Origin of the sequence: Paracoccus zhejiangensis, from assembly GCF_002847445.1 — a bacterium.
Lineage (GTDB): Bacteria > Pseudomonadota > Alphaproteobacteria > Rhodobacterales > Rhodobacteraceae > Paracoccus > Paracoccus zhejiangensis.
Genome location: NZ_CP025430.1, coordinates 1,357,515 through 1,373,054, shown reverse-complemented (window position 1 = coordinate 1,373,054; position 15,540 = coordinate 1,357,515). Strand labels below are relative to the sequence as shown.

General features: G+C 65.5%; 19 protein-coding genes. 11 read left to right on the top strand and 8 right to left on the bottom strand.

The features are described 5' to 3' along the window. Nucleotides 1–11: 11 nt before the first annotated feature. Both CX676_RS06735 and CX676_RS06730 read right to left on the bottom strand, forming a co-directional pair. Entirely contained in the window at nucleotides 12–479 is a 468-nt protein-coding gene (locus tag CX676_RS06735; protein ID WP_101751932.1) for an Lrp/AsnC family transcriptional regulator, read from the bottom strand. Next, entirely contained in the window at nucleotides 476–931 is a 456-nt protein-coding gene (locus tag CX676_RS06730; RefSeq protein ID WP_101751931.1) for an Lrp/AsnC family transcriptional regulator, read from the bottom strand. The genes CX676_RS06735 and CX676_RS06730 overlap by 4 nt, the downstream gene beginning before the upstream one ends. Before the next feature lie 129 nt (nucleotides 932–1,060). Here CX676_RS06730 and ilvC point away from each other — a divergent pair, with 129 nt between their 5' ends. Further along, the gene (ilvC, locus tag CX676_RS06725) at nucleotides 1,061–2,083 is read left to right on the top strand and encodes a ketol-acid reductoisomerase (protein ID WP_101751930.1); all 1,023 of its coding nucleotides are present in this window, start codon (nucleotides 1,061–1,063) and stop codon (nucleotides 2,081–2,083) included. 178 nt (nucleotides 2,084–2,261) lie between these two features. Then, complete coding sequence (locus CX676_RS22490) at nucleotides 2,262–2,576, top strand: hypothetical protein (RefSeq protein ID WP_157935865.1); 315 nt, start codon at nucleotides 2,262–2,264, stop codon at nucleotides 2,574–2,576. Between the two features lie 442 nt (nucleotides 2,577–3,018). Here CX676_RS22490 and CX676_RS06720 read toward each other — a convergent pair whose 3' ends face one another. Beyond that, nucleotides 3,019–3,396, bottom strand: coding sequence for a VOC family protein (locus CX676_RS06720; RefSeq protein ID WP_101751929.1), 378 nt, complete (start codon nucleotides 3,394–3,396; stop codon nucleotides 3,019–3,021). A gap of 96 nt (nucleotides 3,397–3,492) precedes the next feature. Here CX676_RS06720 and soxR point away from each other — a divergent pair, with 96 nt between their 5' ends. Then, a complete protein-coding gene (gene soxR, locus CX676_RS06715; protein WP_101751928.1) occupies nucleotides 3,493–3,942 on the top strand; it encodes a redox-sensitive transcriptional activator SoxR in 450 nt (149 codons plus the stop codon). A 44-nt stretch (nucleotides 3,943–3,986) separates the two neighbouring features. Further along, complete coding sequence (gene lipB, locus CX676_RS06710) at nucleotides 3,987–4,655, top strand: lipoyl(octanoyl) transferase LipB (protein ID WP_101751927.1); 669 nt, start codon at nucleotides 3,987–3,989, stop codon at nucleotides 4,653–4,655. Here the strand turns inward: lipB and CX676_RS06705 are convergent. Next, nucleotides 4,637–5,452, bottom strand: a complete 816-nt coding sequence (locus CX676_RS06705; protein ID WP_101751926.1) for a helix-turn-helix domain-containing protein — start codon at nucleotides 5,450–5,452, stop codon at nucleotides 4,637–4,639. The two genes, lipB and CX676_RS06705, sit on opposite strands and share 19 nt — an antisense overlap. Before the next feature lie 616 nt (nucleotides 5,453–6,068). On the opposite strand from CX676_RS06705, the gene CX676_RS06700 reads away from it, so the two are divergent. The 3 genes from CX676_RS06700 to CX676_RS06690 all read left to right on the top strand — a co-directional run bounded on the left by CX676_RS06700 (nucleotide 6,069) and on the right by CX676_RS06690 (nucleotide 9,891). After that, complete coding sequence (locus tag CX676_RS06700; RefSeq protein ID WP_101751925.1) at nucleotides 6,069–6,569, top strand: c-type cytochrome; 501 nt, start codon at nucleotides 6,069–6,071, stop codon at nucleotides 6,567–6,569. Nucleotides 6,570–6,789: 220 nt separating this feature from the next. After that, on the top strand, nucleotides 6,790–8,469 hold the full coding sequence (locus CX676_RS06695; protein ID WP_101751924.1) for a cytochrome c oxidase subunit I: 1,680 nt from the start codon (nucleotides 6,790–6,792) through the stop codon (nucleotides 8,467–8,469). Between the two features lie 147 nt (nucleotides 8,470–8,616). Further along, complete coding sequence (locus CX676_RS06690; RefSeq protein WP_101751923.1) at nucleotides 8,617–9,891, top strand: NAD(P)/FAD-dependent oxidoreductase; 1,275 nt, start codon at nucleotides 8,617–8,619, stop codon at nucleotides 9,889–9,891. A gap of 9 nt (nucleotides 9,892–9,900) precedes the next feature. On the opposite strand, the gene CX676_RS06685 is transcribed toward CX676_RS06690, so the two are convergent. The 3 genes from CX676_RS06685 to CX676_RS06675 form a co-directional block, all read right to left on the bottom strand. Next, nucleotides 9,901–10,698, bottom strand: coding sequence for a hypothetical protein (locus tag CX676_RS06685; RefSeq protein ID WP_101751922.1), 798 nt, complete (start codon nucleotides 10,696–10,698; stop codon nucleotides 9,901–9,903). Between the two features lie 134 nt (nucleotides 10,699–10,832). After that, nucleotides 10,833–12,026, bottom strand: a complete 1,194-nt coding sequence (locus CX676_RS06680) for a UbiH/UbiF family hydroxylase (protein ID WP_101751921.1) — start codon at nucleotides 12,024–12,026, stop codon at nucleotides 10,833–10,835. After that, nucleotides 12,023–12,685: a pyrimidine 5'-nucleotidase gene (locus CX676_RS06675; RefSeq protein WP_101751920.1), complete on the bottom strand. Its 663-nt coding sequence runs from the start codon at nucleotides 12,683–12,685 to the stop codon at nucleotides 12,023–12,025. The genes CX676_RS06680 and CX676_RS06675 overlap by 4 nt, the downstream gene beginning before the upstream one ends. Before the next feature lie 65 nt (nucleotides 12,686–12,750). On the opposite strand from CX676_RS06675, the gene CX676_RS06670 reads away from it, so the two are divergent. From CX676_RS06670 to CX676_RS06655, 4 genes are read left to right on the top strand one after another with little or no spacing between them, the layout of a single operon-like run. Beyond that, nucleotides 12,751–13,377: a GntR family transcriptional regulator gene (locus tag CX676_RS06670; RefSeq protein ID WP_101754188.1), complete on the top strand. Its 627-nt coding sequence runs from the start codon at nucleotides 12,751–12,753 to the stop codon at nucleotides 13,375–13,377. Beyond that, a complete protein-coding gene (locus CX676_RS06665) occupies nucleotides 13,367–13,690 on the top strand; it encodes a hypothetical protein (protein ID WP_101754187.1) in 324 nt (107 codons plus the stop codon). Before CX676_RS06670 ends, CX676_RS06665 begins: the two co-directional genes overlap by 11 nt. After that, nucleotides 13,687–14,310: a DNA-3-methyladenine glycosylase family protein gene (locus CX676_RS06660; RefSeq protein ID WP_101751919.1), complete on the top strand. Its 624-nt coding sequence runs from the start codon at nucleotides 13,687–13,689 to the stop codon at nucleotides 14,308–14,310. Before CX676_RS06665 ends, CX676_RS06660 begins: the two co-directional genes overlap by 4 nt. Nucleotides 14,311–14,326: 16 nt before the next feature. Further along, complete coding sequence (locus tag CX676_RS06655; protein WP_101751918.1) at nucleotides 14,327–14,983, top strand: alpha/beta hydrolase; 657 nt, start codon at nucleotides 14,327–14,329, stop codon at nucleotides 14,981–14,983. Here CX676_RS06655 and CX676_RS06650 read toward each other — a convergent pair whose 3' ends face one another. Then, a complete protein-coding gene (locus CX676_RS06650) occupies nucleotides 14,984–15,529 on the bottom strand; it encodes a carboxymuconolactone decarboxylase family protein (RefSeq protein ID WP_101754186.1) in 546 nt (181 codons plus the stop codon). It lies immediately after the preceding gene. Nucleotides 15,530–15,540: the final 11 nt, after the last annotated feature.

Genomic DNA, 15,540 nt, shown 5'->3' with positions numbered 1-15,540 from the left:
GCGAACAAGGGTCACGGCGCGGCCCCCAGCGGTCCCGGCCGGCGTTCCTCGGACAGCATCACATTGGCCTCGACCTGACCGACGCCGGGCAGGGTCATGATCCGGCGGCGCAGGATGCGCTCGAAATCGGAAATGTCGCGGGCGGTGATTCGCAGGCGGTAGTCGAACTGGCCCAGCACGTGCTGGACCACCTGAACCTCGGGGATCGCCGTCACCGCGCGCTCGAAATCTTCCAGCGAGGTGCGGCCCTTGGTGGCGAGCCTGATGCCCAGGAACACCGTCACCCCGAACCCCAGCGCGGCGTTGTCCAGCACCACCCGCCGCCCGGCCAGCACGCCGGCATCGGTCAGCCGCTTGATCCGCCGCCATGTGGCGGGCTGGGTCAGCCCGAGGCTGCGCCCGATGGAGGCCGCGCTCAGCGTGGCATCGCGCGAGAGCAGCCGCAGGATCGCCTGATCGGTGGCATCGATGTCGGTCACAGCGCTACCTCGGTGCTGTTCTTGATGGTCGAGACCAGCATCAGCGCGTCACTGTCGCTGACATGGGGCAGGGTCAGGATGCTGTCGCGATAGATGCGCTGCCAATGCGACATATCGCGCGCGATGACCGAAAGGCGCAGATCGACGCTGCCCAGAAAGGTCTGGATCTCGGTCACCTCGGGCACCTTGCGGGCGGCGGCGATGAATTCGTCGAAGGCGCGCGGGTCGGTCTTGTCGAGGGTGAAGCGCAGCGAGACCTCGACCTCCCAGCCAAGGGCGCGCCAGTCGATGCTCTGCTCGATGGCTTTCAGCACCCCTTGGGCCCGCAGCTTTTCCAGCCGCCGCCACAGGCTTGCCGTGGTCAGCCCGGCGCGCTCGGCCAGCTCAGTGGCGGGGGCATCGGGATCGGCCATCAGGTGGCGCAGAATTCGGCGGTCGGTGGTGTCCGGCATGATTTTTTCGATCTGTTCATCTGGTGAGCATGATTTTTTCGAAATCATGGCAAGATTCGTGATGAATGAACAGGACAAGGGCGAGGCTTGGGCGTAGAAACCCCACATCGGTTAACAAAGGACCACGACATGCGTGTCTATTATGATCGCGATTGCGATGTGAACCTCATCAAGGACAAGAAGGTCGCCATTCTGGGCTACGGCAGCCAAGGCCACGCCCATGCGCTGAACCTGCGCGATTCGGGCGCCAAGAATGTCGTCGTCGCCCTGCGTCCGGGCAGCGCCTCGGCGGCGAAGGCCGAAGCCGAGGGCCTGAAGGTCATGGAGATCGCCGAGGCGGCCAAATGGGCCGACCTGATCATGTTCACCATGCCGGACGAGTTGCAGGCCGAGACCTACAAGAAATACGTCCATGACAACCTGCGCGAAGGCGCGGCGATCGCCTTCGCCCATGGCCTGAACGTGCATTTCGGCCTGATCGAGCCGAAGCCCGGCGTCGATGTCATCATGATGGCGCCCAAGGGCCCCGGCCACACCGTCCGCGGCGAATATGTCAAAGGCGGCGGCGTGCCCTGCCTGGTGGCCGTTCATCAGGACGCCTCTGGCAAGGCCATGGATATCGGCCTTTCCTATTGCTCGGCCATCGGCGGCGGCCGCTCGGGCATCATCGAGACCAATTTCCGCGAGGAATGCGAGACCGACCTCTTCGGCGAGCAGGCAGTTCTTTGCGGCGGTCTGGTCGAACTGATCCGCATGGGCTTCGAGACGCTGGTCGAAGCCGGCTACGAGCCGGAAATGGCCTATTTCGAATGCCTCCACGAGGTGAAGCTGATCGTCGACCTGATCTATGAAGGCGGCATCGCCAACATGAACTACTCGATCAGCAACACCGCCGAGTATGGCGAATATGTCAGCGGCCCGCGCATCCTGCCTTACGACGAGACCAAGGCCCGGATGAAGGCGGTGCTACGCGACATCCAGACCGGCAAGTTCGTCCGCGACTTCATGCAGGAAAACGCCGTCGGCCAGCCCTCCTTCAAGGCCACCCGCCGGATCAATGACGAGCACCAGATCGAACAGGTCGGCGCCAAGCTGCGCGAGATGATGCCCTGGATCTCGAAGGGCAAGATGGTCGATAAGGCGCGGAACTGATTTCGCGTCAGGTGAAATGAGAAGGCCCGGGGTGTTTGCCCCGGGCTTTTCTGTTCTTGGAAGGTTTGCACCTGTACTGGTGTGCCCGCGGTTTGAAGCCTGCTGCACTTGGGATGCGAGGCAGACCCTACAAGACTATTTTCGTGGTAGGCTAATTTTCTTCAAACGGGAGGGAGAAATGACGACCACCGCGGAAAAGATTGCAGTATCTATTTCAATACTGGCTCTTTGTCTTTCGATTTACACGACGTGGCGGCAACACAACAACGATATGCGGGCCATTGAAGCAACTGTCCTGTCCGCCCAAATCGACGCATGTACAAAGCTATCCGCCCATCATTACACGCAAGAAAATATCGATGAAGCCGTGCAAGCTATCAATGCGGCGCGTGCGTTGACTGACTGCCTTTCTGCCGGAGACATCGGGGCTTGTCGACGTGACGTGAACATGAGGAATGCGGGGCAAATGTGTATAGGACTAGAGGCTCAGTAAGCTGCCTGCATATTCTCTTTGTGGCTACTAAATTCTGGGTCATATCCCCGACCCGGAATCAAGGCGCATCGCGCCGCCGGGTCAGCGGCCTGCCGTTCCGGCGGCTGGCCGCTTGGGTGACCATCCGCGCCGAACAGCCGTTCGATGCGCTTTGCCCCATAAAGTACATCGACGATCTGCCGCAGCGGCCATCCACGGCGGGCCGCCGACCCTCCGCTGCGCTTCCCCCGCCAGCGGAACGACCTACCAACCATGCGGCCTGTCACGCCACAGATCCGGGGCTTTGTGGGTCACCGGCGACAAGCCGACATCACGCCGCATATGATCGCTTTCGGGGATCGGCGCGGCGCGCCGGCGTAGGGTTGCGAGGTGGATGAGACCGGCAGCCAACCCGCCGAAGACAGGCAGGGACCTGCGCCCGACGCCCCGCGCTTCGCTGATCTCAGACATAGCTGACCACCTCGATCTCCACCCCGTTCTCTTCGGTGAAATAGAAGCGGCGACCGGGTTCGTAGTCCTGATGCGCGCCGGGCCGGTAGCCCGCGGCGATGATGCGCTGCTCGGTTCCCTCGAGATCGTCGGTGACGACGGCGATATGGTTCAGCCCGGCCCGGGTGCGATAGCTGTCGATGGCCGGGGCCTGATCGCCGCCATGGGAAAACAGCGCGACATAGCTGTCATCGCTGCCGACATGAACGCTGCGGCCGGTCTCCATCGCGGCGCCGGACCAGCGGATATGCCAACCGAAGAGTTGGCACAGGATCTGCGCCGTGGCATCGGGATCGGCGACGGTGACATTCACATGTTCAAGCCGGGTCATGGTTTTCTCCTGTGGCAAGGGTCTGGGTCGAAGGGCTGGACAGGACGCCCGATTCGTTTGTAATTTCTCAAGTGAACTTTAGATCAAGAGGAAATCATGGCCGCCTTGCCGCAACAGGGGCTGACCATCGGCGATCTGGCGGCGCGGACCGGGCTCGCGGTCTCCGCGATCCGCTTCTACGAGACCCACGGCATCCTCGCGCCCTTGCGCAACGAGGGCGGGCATCGCCGCTATGCCCGCAGCGATATCCGGCGCATCTCCTTCGTCATCGCGGCGCAGCGCCTGGGGTTTCCGCTGGCAGAGATCGCCGAGCATCTGGCGCATCTGCCGCCGCACAAGGCGCTGAGCAAAGCCGACTGGCAACGCATTTCAACCGCGTTCGGCCAAGAGATCGACCGGCGCATCGCCGACCTGCAGCGGCTTCGCGCGCGGCTGGATGGCTGCATCGGCTGCGGCTGCCTGTCGCTGGAGAACTGTCACCTCTACAATCCCGATGATGCCGCCGCAGCGGGCGGGCCGGGGCCGCAGCGGGCCTATCACGACTGACGGGGCATCTTGCACCCGCCGCCACCCGATGCCACATCCACGCCATGGTGGAATGGCTCACAACCCCCGGTCTGACCGATTACGACGAGGCGCTGGCCGTCATGGAGGCCCGCGTCGCCGCGATCCATGCGGGCGAGGCTGACGAGCTGGTCTGGCTGGTCGAGCATCCGCCGCTCTACACCGCCGGCACCAGTGCCAAGGCCGAGGACCTGCTGCAGGCGCGCTTTCCGGTGCACGCGGTCGGGCGGGGCGGGCAATATACCTATCACGGGCCGGGCCAGCGGGTGGTCTATGTCATGCTCGACCTGAACCGGCGCGGGCGGGATGTGCGGGCCTTCGTGCAGCGGCTGGAAAACTGGGTCATCGCCGCGCTGGCCGAGTTCGGGCTCAAGGGCGAGATCCGCGAGGGCCGCGTCGGCGTCTGGGTCGCCCGGCCCGACAAGGTGCCGCTATTCGACGGCAGCCCGCGCGAGGACAAGATCGCCGCCATCGGCGTCAAGCTGCGCCGCTGGGTCAGCTTTCACGGCATCGCCATCAATGTCGAACCCGATCTCAGCCATTACGGCGGCATCGTCCCTTGCGGCATCAGCGGCCATGGTGTCACCAGCCTGGTCGACCTGGGGCTGCCGGTGGGCATGGCCGATCTGGACGTGGCGCTGCGGCGCAGTTTCGATGCAGTCTTTGCCGAGGCGGATCAGAACCTCTCGTCCTGAGGCGCGATCAGCGGCAGCACCTGCTTGGGCACCTGGTCCCAGGGGACAAACCCGCTCTGCCGGCCGGCGCGCAAGCGGGCGCTGCACTCATTGCTGACATGCAAAAGCAGGCTGCGGGTGATCCTTGCATGATCGGGCATGGCGCTGCGGGCGAGGCAGCTGAAGCCCACGGCGGCGGGCTGATAGTTCAGTTCAAAGGGCGTGAGGAAGGTCATGGTGACATGGCGCCCCGGTTCGCTGTGGAAATAGAGCCCGACATAGCCCGCCTGGCAATGCAGCAGCACCCCGCGATACTCGCGCTGGCGGCCGGTGACGCGGTCCTTGCTGTCGCAGACGCCACGGATGTCGAAACTGCGCACCACCCGCGCCCGCTCCAGCGTGCGGATCTGGATCAGGCTGACATAGGCGCAATCCAGCCGCGATTTCGCTCCCCGCCAGCGTTGGTAGATGCCATCGGGCAATTCCCGGCTTGGCGTGAAGTAATCCTGATCGGGGCAGGCATAGGCCATGGCTTCCTGCATCCCCAGGTCGCCCCGGAGTGGCGCGTCGGCAATTGCCCGGCCATTCTGCAGCCTCGCCAGTTGCTCGGGGGCAAGGATCTCGGTCAGGATGCGCGCATCGACTCCGAAGAAGCGACAGATGCGCTGCAAGACGTTGGGTTTGGGGAAGGATTCAGACCGCAGGTAACGCTGGAACTGGACGCGGCTAATGCCAAGCTGCCCGGCCACCAGCGTTTGCGGGCCGCGCAGGGCTGTCAGCTGGCGCAGGTTCGCGCCAAAGACCTGCAAAACGTTCATGGCGGAACGGGGGTGAAACACGCTGAAAGACAGTATTATCGCGCTTTTCGCGCCGGCTTTCAACGAAATTGCTGCACTTGCACAGTCCGCAACCCGCCCGTCACGCAAGCGCCGTTCCGGCCCTGGAGCCGCAAGAGCTGGTCGAGGATAGCGGTATCGCGACACGTCGGCGCAACCAGTCGGTTGCGCGGTACCGGCCCCCCCCGAGGCATTGCGCGGCCCGCCATCCTCTCCAGTCCCGGTCAAGCGCGGCCGCCGGATCGAACGGGTTTTCCGCCAGGGAGGGCCCGGTTGATCCCGTTCGTGTGAGCATCCGGCCCGATCAGCGCAAGCAGGTCGCCGATGCGCCTGCCGAGGAGGAGAATGTGCTGTCGGGCCTTTGGCCAGCCGTCCTTGTCCGAAGACGAGATCGTTATACTCCTGCGTGTGCCAGACCGCGAGAGTCGTGTTTGAAGCAGCTGGCTACGCAATTGTTAACGACGCCGGCTCTTTTTCGTCCGCAGTCGCGATGCGGGTCGGCTGGTCGCGCAATTGCGACTAACCGACCATTGGCAGCCGGGCGTTTGCAGACCTATAACTGGCCGGGAGAACCAATTCTTGCAGTTGAGGAGTTGCAATGAAACAGATCATCATCAGCGCCGTGGCCACCCTGGCCCTTGTCAGCCCGGCCTTGGCGCAGGACGTGGCCACCGGCGAAAAGGAATTTCGCAAGTGCAAGGCCTGCCACATGATCCAGGATGCCTCGGGCACCGACATCGTGAAGGGCGGCGGCGTCGGACCTAACCTGTGGAACGTCGTCGGCCGCAAGGTCGCCGGTCAGGAAGGCTATGCCTATGGCGACGGCATCAAGGAAGCGGCCGAGATGAACCCGGACCTCGTCTGGACCGAAGAAGAACTGGCCCATTACATCACCAACCCGAATGACTGGCTGGAAGCCAAGACCAACGATCCGGCGGCCAAGACCAAGATGACCTTCAAGCTGAACAAGGGCCAGGCCGACGTGGCCGCCTACCTGGCTTCGGTCTCGCCCGATGCCGGGGCAGCGGCCCCCGCCGCGGATGCCGCCGCCGCCCCCGCCGCCGAAGGCGAATCGGCCGAGGCGCCGGCTACCAACTAAGGTCGCGGTCCGACCCGTTCGCCGGCACGGCAAGTCAAGGCGGCTGCGACAAACCGCCGCCCGGAAAATCCAGAGCGCCCCCGCTGAAAACGCATTTTTTGGCGGGGGCGCTGCGTTTTAGGCCAAAGGACGCATTGCCGCGTTCTAAGGCCTCGTCTACAAAGGCGCGCAATATTGCCGGCCTCAACGCCGGCCGCACGACTTACGAGGGAGATCGCGCATGGCAGACGCAGCCGCACATGGCCACGACGACCATCACGACCAACGCGGGTTCTTTACCCGCTGGTTCATGTCCACCAATCACAAGGACATCGGCATCCTGTATCTGTTCACCGCCGGTCTGGTGGGTCTGATTTCGGTCAGCTTCACCGTCTACATGCGGATGGAGCTGCAGCATCCCGGTGTCCAGTACATGTGCCTTGAAGGCGCGCGGTTCATCGCCGCCGCGGCGGAAGAGGTCTGCACCCCGAACGGCCATCTGTGGAACGTCATGATCACCTATCATGGCGTCCTGATGATGTTCTTCGTCGTCATTCCCGCGCTTTTCGGCGGTTTCGGCAACTATTTCATGCCGTTGCAGCTGGGCGCCCCGGACATGAGCTTCCCGCGGCTGAACAACCTCAGCTACTGGATGTATGTCGTCGGCGTCTGCCTCGGCATCGCCTCGCTTCTGGCCCCGGGTGGCAGCGAGCAGATGGGTTCGGGCGTGGGCTGGGTGCTTTACCCGCCGCTCTCGACCACCGAAGGCGGCTACTCGATGGATCTCGCGATCTTCGCCGTCCACGTCTCGGGTGCCAGCTCGATCCTCGGTGCGATCAACATCATCACCACCTTCCTGAACATGCGTGCCCCCGGCATGACCCTGTTCAAGGTGCCGCTGTTCGCCTGGTCGGTCTTCATCACCGCCTGGCTGATCCTTCTGTCGCTGCCGGTTCTGGCCGGCGCCATCACCATGCTGCTGATGGACCGCAATTTCGGCACCACCTTCTTCGATCCCTCGGGTGGCGGTGATCCGATCCTCTACCAGCACATCCTGTGGTTCTTCGGCCATCCGGAAGTCTACATCATCATCCTGCCGGGCTTCGGCATCATCAGCCAGGTGATCGCGACCTTCTCGAAGAAGCCGATCTTCGGTTACCTGCCGATGGTTCTGGCCATGGCCGCCATCGGGGTTCTGGGCTTCGTTGTCTGGGCGCACCACATGTACACCGTCGGCATGTCGCTGACCCAGCAGAGCTACTTCATGCTGGCCACCATGACGATCGCCGTGCCCACGGGCATCAAGGTCTTCTCGTGGATCGCGACGATGTGGGGAGGCTCGGTCGAGTTCAAGACGCCGATGCTCTGGGCCTTCGGCTTCCTGTTCCTGTTCACCGTCGGCGGCGTGACCGGCGTGGTGCTGTCGCAGGCTCCGCTGGACCGCGTCTATCACGACACCTATTACGTCGTGGCGCACTTCCACTACGTGATGTCGCTGGGGGCCGTCTTCGGGATCTTCGCCGGTGTCTATTACTGGATCGGCAAGATGTCGGGCCGGCAGTACCCGGAATGGGCCGGCAAGCTGCACTTCTGGATGATGTTCATCGGGTCGAACCTGATCTTCTTCCCGCAGCACTTCCTGGGTCGCCAGGGCATGCCGCGCCGCTACATCGACTACCCGGTGGAATTCGCCTACTGGAACAACATCAGCTCGATGGGCGCCTACCTGTCCTTCGCCTCGTTCCTGCTGTTCATCGGCATCGTCTTCTACACGCTGTTCTACGGCAATAAGGTCGGAGTCGCGAACTACTGGAACGAGCACGCCGACACGCTGGAATGGACCCTGCCGTCGCCGCCGCCGGAGCACACCTTCGAGCAGCTGCCGAAGCAGTCGGACTGGGATCACCACCGCGCGCATTGAGCGCCTGATCGGTGACGAAACGGAAACGGCCCCGCAGCGATGCGGGGCCGTTTACCATTCCGGCAACCAGTTCTGACGCCGCGTTCTCCTTCATTTGACGAATGTCCGTCCCCAAGTGCAGGGTGAACGAGTGGCAGGAGGTTGACGATGAAGCAGGAAACCGAAGGCCGGCGGGTCGTCGTGATCGGCGCGGGTTTTGCCGGGCTGCAGCTGATCAAGGAGCTGAAGGGCGCGGGGTGCGAGATCACCCTGATCGACCAGCGCAACCACCACCTGTTCCAGCCGCTGCTCTACCAGGTGGCGACGACGCTGCTGGCGACCTCGGACGTGGCCTGGCCGATCCGGCGGTTGTTCGCGCGGCGGAAGGACGTGACCACGCTGCTGGCAACGGTGACCGGCGTCGACAAGGAGACGCGGCAGGTGCTTCTGCAGGATGGCGGGCGGGTGCCCTACGACATCCTGGTCATCGCCACCGGCGCGCGCCACGCCTATTTCGGCCATGACGAATGGGCCGAACACGCCCCCGGTCTCAAGACGCTGGAAGATGCCACCACCATCCGCCGCCGGTTGCTCTTGGCCTTCGAGCGGGCCGAGATGAGCCGCGACCCGGCCGAGCGCGCGGCCTACCTGACCTTCGCCGTCATCGGTGCCGGCCCGACCGGGGTGGAACTGGTCGGCATCATCGCCGAGCTGGCCCATCGCGTGTTGCCCGAGGAATTCCGCCAGATCGACACGCGCGATGCCCGCATCCTGCTGATCGAGGCCGGGCCGCGCATCCTCGGTGCCTTCAGCCCCGAACTGTCGGCCTATGCCGCCGAGGCGCTGGAAGAAAAGGGCGGGGTCGAGGTGCTGACCGGCAAGCCGGTGACCGACATTTCCGCCGAGGGCATCAGGCTGGGCGAGGATTTCATCGCCACCCGCACGGTCATCTGGGCCGCCGGGGTGCAGGCCTCTCCCGCCGCCGAATGGCTGGGTGCCGAGGCCGACCGGGCCGGGCGGGTGATGGTCACGCCCGAGCTGACCGTGCCGGACCAGCCCGAGATCTTCGTGCTGGGCGATACCGCCCATGTCGAATGCGAGGGACAGATGGTGCCGGGCGTGGCACCGGCGGCCAAGCAGCAGGGCAATTATGCTGCAAGGGTGATCCGCGCCCGGCTGACCGGCCGCAAGCTGCCGGGGCCGTTCCGCTTCCGCTCGATGGGGAACCTCGCCACCATCGGGCGCAACGCGGCGGTGATCGAGTATGGCAAGCTCAGGATGCGGGGCTGGCCGGCCTGGTGGGCCTGGGGCATCGCCCATATCTACTTCCTGATCGGCACCCGCTCGCGGTTGGCGGTGGCGCTGAGCTGGGTGTGGAGCTTCATGACCGGGCAGAACTCTGCCCGGCTGATCACCCAGGGCGAAAAGCCCCGGGTCCGATAGAACCCCGCCTCAGCGCGGGAAGAGGAAGGTCACCACGGCGCGGGCACCCCAGCCATCGGGGCCGTTCTCCGGCGCGTCCGCCCAATAGCGGATGCCGCCGCCGACGCTCAGCAGGTTCGGCCCCACCTTCACCACCTTGGTGGCAACAAGGTTCAAGGGCAGCGAACCCTCGTTCTGGACCCAGTCATAGGTGGCCTCGGCATTGAACGAGATGGTCATCGCATCCGGGGTCGAATAGCTGACGAAGGGCTGGAAGAAGGTCGCGCTGATATCGGTCGCGTCCGAGCCGCCGCCGACATCCCAGAGGTGATTGGCCAGCGCGCCGTAGGACCAGGGTCCGCTTTGCTTCAGCACCACCCCGGTCACGCCGGCGGCAAACTGGTCGGCGCCCAGGTCATCCGTCGCGGTCGGCAGCAGGAAGACCGGACCAGCGCCCCAGATCAGCCCGCCCTCGGTCGGTGCTTTCGGCGAGAAGAAAAAGCTCTGCACTAAATCGCCCATGCCCGAGCGCGACTCGCCCGGGACGATGTCGCTGACATGGACGAAGGGGATGATCGTCCGCGAGATCAGGTTCCAGTCCTCGCCCAGTGAAATCGGCACGACCGGCTGGACGTTCATCGTGGTGCGCGTGCCATTCCCGTCCGGCCCGATCCCGGAATCATAGTTCAGCTGATAGGGAACGCTGATCAGCGAGGCGACCGGGTTGCTCAGGTCCTTGGCCAGGTCGCTGACATCCTGCGCGAAGGCCGCCGGGGCGGCCAGCAGGGCAAGACCCGCAAGCCGGGATAGATGGATGCATGTGGACATCGTTTCGATCTCTCAAACACAGCGGCGAGGGAAATCTTGCCGCTGCGTCAACTTACACCCCTAGGGTGCACAAGAGGAGACGAGAGCAGCCCCTGCGCGCATCGGTCGCAGCGTCTGGGGCAGGCTGGCGGGGGTCAGTCCCCGCCCATGCCAGCACGCATCAACAGCCGGCGCAGCGGGCTGATCGCGTGCAGCGCGCCGAGGCCCGCGGCCCGCAGATCGCGCAATGGCCGGGCCTCGGCCATGCTGATCCGGTTCAGCGCATCGATGCCGGTCAGCCGCGCCTGCGCCTCCGCGCGGCGCGCGCGGCCATAACCGGCCAGCGCCGTGGCATTGCCGGGATCATCGGCGCTGAGATCGACCAGCGCGGCCAGATCGGCGAGGCTCATGTTCAGCCCCTGCGCGCCGATCGGCGGCACCACATGTGCGGCCTCGGCGATCAGCGCCACGCGCGGCGCGCTGAAGCGGTCGGCGATCTGGCTGATGATCGGCCATGTCGTCAGCCGCGTCACCAGCGTCAACTTGCCAAGGATACCCGCCGACCGGTCGTTCAGCGCCTCGGTAAACTCGGGCAGGGGCAGGGCCTGCAGCCGGGCGATCTCGGGCCCGCGCTCCATCCAGACCACGGCCGAGCAGGGTTTGCCATCGCGGTCGGGCAGGGGAACCAGCGTGAAGGGACCGCCGCTGCGATGCACCTCGGTCGAGACGTTTCGGTGCGGAAATTCATGGGTGACGGCAAAGGCCAGCGCCTTCTGGCCATAGCGATAGGTCCTGACGCCGATGCCAAGCGCCTGCCGCACCGGGCTGTTCCTGCCATCTGCCGCGACCACCAGCCGGGCGCGCAATCGGCTGCCATCGGTCAGGGTGACGAAGGCGGCATCGTCGCGGGCGATCAGCCCGGCGGTGCCCGTGCCGGCGCGGAATTCCACGTTCGGCAATTCGGCCAGCTGCGCCATCACCTCGCGCCGGATCAGCCAGTTGGGCAGGTTCCAGCCAAAGGGACCGTCGCCCAGATCGCCGGCATCGAAATCGCGGACCAGCCGCGCCTTGGGCTCGGCCCCGCCGGCATCGACGATGCGCATGACCTCCAAGGGCGCGGCATGGGGGGCAAGGCGCGGCCAGAGGCCGATGCGGTCCAGAAAGGCCACCGAGGGGCGCAGGAAGGCGGTGCTGCGCAGGTCGGCGCCGGCCCCGGCCTCGTCTGTCACCGGCGGGGCCGGATCGACGCAGAGCACCCGATGCCCCTGTGCCCCGAACGCCGCCGCCGCGATCAGCCCGGCGGGACCGCCACCCGAGATCAGGATGTCGATCGGATCGCCGCTATTCATGCCAGCCCCCTCAGAAATGCCGCCAGATCATCGGTGCGATGCTGCACATGCGGCCCGTGTTCGTGATCGGTGGTCAACTCGTCCGGCCCGTGGCGGCCGATGCCGACCAGCACGGTGCGCATTCCCAGGTCATGCGGCACGATCAGGTTGCGCGGATCATCCTCGAAGAAAGCGGCGCGGGCCGGGTCGATGGCCTCGGCCTCGATCACCCGGGCATAGGCGCGGGCATCGGGCTTGGGGTGGAAATCCACCTCCTCGACCCCCCAGATCGCGTCGAAGATATTCAGCCCGCGCCGGTCCAGCACCCGGTTTGCATAGGCGCTGTCGGCATTGGTGTGGATGATCTTGCGGCCGGGCAGGGCGCGGATCGCCGCAGCCAGCGCCGGATCGGGCGTGAGCACCGACATGTCGATGTCATGCACATCGGCGAGATAGGGCCCCGGCTCGATCCCGTGCTCGGCCATCAGTCCGGCCAGCGTGGTACCGTGATGGCGCCAGTAATCATCGCGCAGCCGCGCGGCCTGATCGGCTGTGACCCCCAGCTGCCGGACGACGTAATCGGTCATCCGCCGCTCGATCTGAGCGAAGAGCGCCGCCGAGGGGTCGTAAAGCGTGTTGTCCAGATCGAAGATCCAGACGCTGACATCCTTGAAATCCATGGCCTTGGCATAGCGGCTGCGATGGGTGCTTGCAATTGCGCCCGGTGCGGCAGAACGTGCCGGGCATGAAGGACGCTTATTCCATGATCCTGTCGGCGATCGATGCCGGCGTCTACCAGCCCGGCGACAGGCTGGTCGAATCCGAACTGGCCGAACGCTTCGGCGTCTCGCGCACGCCCGTCCGCGAGGCGCTGCAACGGCTGGAAACGCAGGCCATGCTGACCCGCGACGGGCGCAGCCTGATCGTCTCGACGCTGGATCACAACCAGTTGGCCGAACTTTACACCGTGCGCGCCGAGCTGGAGGCACTGGCGGCACGGCTTGCCGCCCGTCATGCCACACCCGAAGAGGTGCGGGTGATGAGCCAGATGGTCGCAGAGGATCGCAAAAGCCTCGACAACCCCCGCGTGCTGGCCCGCACGAACCGGCGCTTTCATCACCAGATCCATCTGGCCTCGCATAACCGCTATCTCGTGCAGCAGCTGGACCTGGTTCATCGCAGCATGGCCTTGATGGCGCGCACCTCGCTGGCCGCCGAAGGGCGCGGCTCGGTGGCGCTGGACGAGCATCAGGCGATTGTCGACGCGATCGGCGCGGGCGATGCGCAGGCGGCGGACAAGGCGCTGCGCAACCATATCTCGATGGCCTGGGAAACCCGGCTGAAATTGGATGCGGCTTCCGATGACTTCTGAACCTTTGAGCCCCACCCCTCTCACCCTTGAGCTTGCCGACCCCAAGCGGCTGATCTTCGAAAGCTTCCGCATCGAGGGCATCACCCCCGAGGAATGCCGGTCGATCTTCGTCGATTGGGCGCTGTCGCTGCCCGAGGGCGTCGATGCCGCGGATGCCGCGCGCCTGTTGCTCGAAACCCATGCGCCCAAGGCACAGGCGGCGGGCGAGGCGGGGCATCCGATGGTCAAGGTGCTGGTCGAGGGCGCAACCGCCGCCCGCACCACGCCGCGCCGCAAGGGCGGGCGCGCCGGGCGCTTTGCCGAGATGGAATGAGGCTGATCGAGAGTGCCGAGGACTTGGCCGAGGGATCGGCCTATCTGGCGCAGGTCTGCCCGGTCTGGGCGCGGGTGCTGCCGGAGCTGGGGCCATTGCCGCTGCGCCGCCGCGCCGACGGGTTTTCAGCGATTGTCGACGCTGTTGTCGGACAGCAGATCTCCACCCATGCCGCCGCCGCCATTGCCGGGCGGATGACCGAGGCCGGTTTGACCTCGGCCGAGGCGATTGCCGCAGCCGACGACGCGGCCTTGCAGGGCGCCGGTCTGTCGCGGCCGAAGATCCGCTATCTGCGCGGCATTGCCGGGGCCGGGATCGACTGGCCGGCCTTGCGCGCGCTGCCGGATGACGAGGTGATCGCGACGCTGGTCGCGCTTCCCGGCATCGGCCAATGGACCGCCGAGATCTACCTGAAATTCGCCCTTGGCCGCGCCGATGCCTTTGCCGCCGGTGATCTGGCGCTGCAGGAGGCGGCGAAGGTCTTGTATGACCTGCCGGAACGCCCCGCGCCCGCCGCGCTGGTGCAACTGGCCGAGCCGTGGCGGCCCTGGCGATCGGTTGCGGCGCGCGGGCTCTGGGCCTATTACCGGTTGGCAAAAGGGCGCGAGGGCGTCCGCTAGACACCCGGGGGACAGCATGGTTCGAGAGTTGAAATCGCAGCGGCGCGGGCCGCAAAAGGCCGATGCGGTGGTGGTTTTCCTGCATGGCTATGGCGCAGACGGGGCGGACCTTCTGGGTCTGGCCGACCCGCTGGCCCCGCATCTGCCCGGCACCGCCTACTATGCCCCGAACGCGCCCGAGCCCTGCCTGAACAACCCGATGGGCTACCAGTGGTTTCCGATCCCCTGGCTCGACGGGTCCAGCGAGGCGCAGGCGAAATCCTCGATGGCGCTGTCGATCGCCGATCTGAACGCCTTCCTCGACAAGGTGCTGAAGGACGAGGGGCTGGGTGCCGACCGCATGGTCATCTTCGGCTTCTCGCAGGGCACGATGATGGCCCTGCACGTCCTGCCGCGCCGCGATGAGGCGGTGGCCGGGATCATCGGCTGTTCCGGGCGGCTGTTGCAGCCGGAGCTGCTGGCCGCCGAGGCCAAGGCAAAGCCGCCGGTCCTGTTGATGCATGGCGATCAGGACCCGATGGTTCCCTTCGCCGATATGGGTCTGGCCGGCGAGGCGCTGAACGCCGCCGGCTTCGAGGTCTATGCCCATGTGATGAAGGGCACCGGCCACGGCATCGCGCCCGACGGGCTGTCGGCCTCGCTTGGCTTCATGAAGCAGGTGCTGGGGAAGTAATTAGGGGGCAGGGCGGCGGGCCAGTTCCGCCGCTACATCGTCATCCACCGGCGTCTCACAGCTGTTCACGATGAAGCCCAGCACCGAGTAAAACCCGACCGTCGCCATCAGGTCGAACATGCCCTCACTGCCCACCGCCGCCAGCAGGTCGGCACGGGTCGAGGGCAGAAGCCGCGCGTTTTCCATCAACTCGTCCACCGCCCGGGCAAGGATGCGGTCGCCGTCGCCGATCCCCTCGAGCGGGCCGGTCAGCGCGGCGATGCGCGCGTCCTCCATGCCCACGGCGCGGCCACGGCTGACGTGATGCGCCCATTCGTAGGGTGCCTGCAGGTTATGCCCGGTGCGCAGGATCACCACCTCGCTTTGCTGGTCCGTCAGCGCCCGGTCCAGCACCACATGCTGGCGCAGCGGCGCCCAAGACGCCAGCAGCGCCGGGTGATGGGCCATGGTGCGGTAGACGTTCAGCCGGGTGGCAAAGCCGCCCTTCAGGTCGGCCACCGATTCCGGCCAGTCATTGTCGCCAAGGGGTTGGAATTCCTTAACCATCATTGCATCCT